Origin of the sequence: Mycobacterium sp. E1715, assembly GCF_001667625.1 — a bacterium.
Taxonomy (GTDB): domain Bacteria; phylum Actinomycetota; class Actinomycetes; order Mycobacteriales; family Mycobacteriaceae; genus Mycobacterium.
This window is the reverse complement of sequence record NZ_LZJJ01000051.1, coordinates 1-2,578: the sequence shown is the minus strand read 5'-3', so window position 1 is coordinate 2,578 and position 2,578 is coordinate 1. Positions and strand designations below refer to the sequence as shown.

Below are 2,578 nucleotides of genomic sequence, written 5' to 3'. Positions count from 1 at the left end.
CTCCTCCATCTCCGGCCTCACCGGTTCGCGGTGGCTGGCCCACTACACCGCCACCAGCGGCTACCTGGACGCCCTGGTGTACGCCCGGCGCAGCCTGGGGCTCGCGGCCACCACGGTCAACTGGGGATTGTGGAAATCACTGGCCGACAGCGACGGTGATGCCGGTCAGGTCAGCGTCGGAACCGGCCTGGTGCCCATGGACGACGAGACCGCCATCACGGCACTTCCCCTGGTGTCGAGTCCCGCCGCCAGGGCGCATTCGGTTGTGGTAGACGCGGATTGGCCGCTGCTGGCGGAGGCCTATCGGATCCGCGGCGCACTGCACATCGTCGACGACCTGCTTCCGGACTCGGCGGGCGCCGCCCTGATCCCGGCGAAGGACTGGTCGCACCTGACACCTGCGCAGGTGCGCCGGGAGCTGGAAAGCGGGCTGCGCGGCATCGTCGCCCGGGAACTGCGGATTCCCGAACCGGAGCTGGAAAGCGATCGGCCACTCGCCGAGCTCGGCCTGAACTCGCTGGGCGCCATGGCGATTCGCCGGGAGGCGGAGACCTTGGTGGGTGTTGAAATCTCGACCACCATGCTGTTCAATCACCCCACCGTCGCCGCGCTGGCGGACCAGCTCACCAAAATGGTCGCGCCCGACGGGGATTCGGGGCACGACGAGATCGCGGCGTTGTCCGCCTCGGCGGGAAGCACGCTGGACAGTTTGTTCGACCGCATCGAGTCGTCCTCCGTCACCGCCGAGGAGCCCGCGTAATGCGCAGTCTGTTCAGCCGCGTCTCGGACATGACGGCGCAGCAGCGCACCGCTCTGTCCGAAGAATTCGCCCGTGCCGCCCGCACCGTGACGGCCGAACCCATCGCGGTGGTGGGGATCGGTTGCCGATTCCCCGGCGAGGTGACCGGACCGGACAGCTTCTGGGAGTTGTTGGTCGAGGGCCGGAATGCGATCTCCGGGATCCCGTCGGATCGGTGGGACGCCGAGGCCTTCTACAGCCCCGACCCCTTGACGCCCGGTCACATGACGACCAAGTGGGGCGGCTTCGTGCCCGACATCGCGGGGTTCGACGCCGAGTTCTTCGGTATCACCCCGCGCGAAGCCGCATCGATGGACCCGCAGCAGCGGATGGTGCTCGAGGTCGCCTGGGAGGCGCTCGAACATGCCGGCATTCCAACGGATTCACTGGCCGACACCCGAACAGGCGTGATGATCGGCGCCTACTTCAACGAATACCAGTCCATGCTGGCGGCCGGCCCGGAGCAGGTGGACGCCTATACCGGAACCGGCAACTCCCACAGCATCACCGCGGGCCGGATCTCCTACCTGTTGGGGTTGCGTGGGCCTGCGGTGGCGGTGGACACCGCCTGCTCGTCGTCGTTGGCGGCGATCCACCTGGCCTGCCAGAGCCTGCGGTCCCGCGAGAGCGACCTGGCGCTGGCCGGCGGGGTCAGCGCGACGCTGCGGCCCGAGACCCAGATCGCCATCTCGGCTTGGGGATTGTTGTCGCCGCAGGGTAGGTGCGCGACGTTCGACGCGGCGGCGGACGGGTTCGTCCGCGGCGAGGGCGCGGGGGTCGTGGTGCTCAAGCGCCTGACCGACGCGGTGCGCGACGGCGATCGAGTGCTGGCCGTGGTGCGGGGTTCGGCGGTCAACCAGGACGGGCGCTCCAACGGCATCACCGCGCCCAACACGGCCGCCCAATGCGATGTGATCGCCGACGCGTTGCGGTCGGCCGACATCGCACCGGAAAGCGTCAACTACGTGGAGGCCCACGGAACGGGGACGGCGCTCGGGGATCCGATCGAATTCGAAGCGCTGGCAGCCACTTACGGGCGCGGCCCGGGCTCGTGCGCGCTCGGCGCGGTGAAGACCAACATCGGCCACCTGGAGGCGGCGTCCGGGGTGGCCGGGTTCATCAAGGCGGTGCTGGCGGTGCAGCGCGGGCAGATCCCGCCGAACCTGCACTTCTCGCAGTGGAATCCGGCGATCGACGCGTCGTCGACCCGGCTCTTCGTGCCCGTCGAGAACATCGAATGGCCGTCCGATGCGGGTCCTCGCCGGGCGGCGGTGTCGTCGTTCGGTCTCGGCGGGACGAACGCGCACGCCATCGTCGAGCAGGGCCCTGGGTTGGCGCCGGTCGACGACGCCGGCCCCGACGGCGGGGTGTCGACGTTGGTGGTGTCGGGTAAGACGGCGCGGCGGGTGGCGGCGACGGCGTCGGTGCTGGCCGAGTGGATGCAGGGTGGCGGGGCCGGGGTCGCCCTCGGCGATGTGGCGCACACCCTCAACCATCACCGGGCCCGGCAGGCGCGATTTGGCACGGTGGTCGCCCGCGACCGTGCCCAGGCGGTGGCCGGGCTGCGGGCACTGGGGGGTGGCCAGCACGCCCCCGGGGTGGTGTTGCCCCGCGAGGGCGCGGTCGGGCCGGGCACGGTGTTCGTCTACTCCGGGCGCGGGTCGCAGTGGGCCGGCATGGGCCGTCTGCTGCTGGCCGACGAGCCGTCTTACCCGACACCACCAACGTCGACACCCCGCCGTCGGGGCCGGCGTCGTCGACCGGCGCCAACCCAGGGCC

Annotated in this window: 2 protein-coding genes; both read left to right on the top strand. The window is 70.6% G+C overall.

Going from position 1 to position 2,578, the window contains the following annotated elements:
• A partial coding sequence (locus A9X03_RS02950; protein WP_156746455.1) for a beta-ketoacyl reductase occupies positions 1 to 760 on the top strand: 760 nt, incomplete at its 5' end.
• Positions 760 to 2,578, top strand: a 1,819-nt coding sequence (locus A9X03_RS02945) for a type I polyketide synthase (protein WP_197696005.1), incomplete at its 3' end; no start/stop codon positions are given. The genes A9X03_RS02950 and A9X03_RS02945, both read left to right, overlap by 1 nt.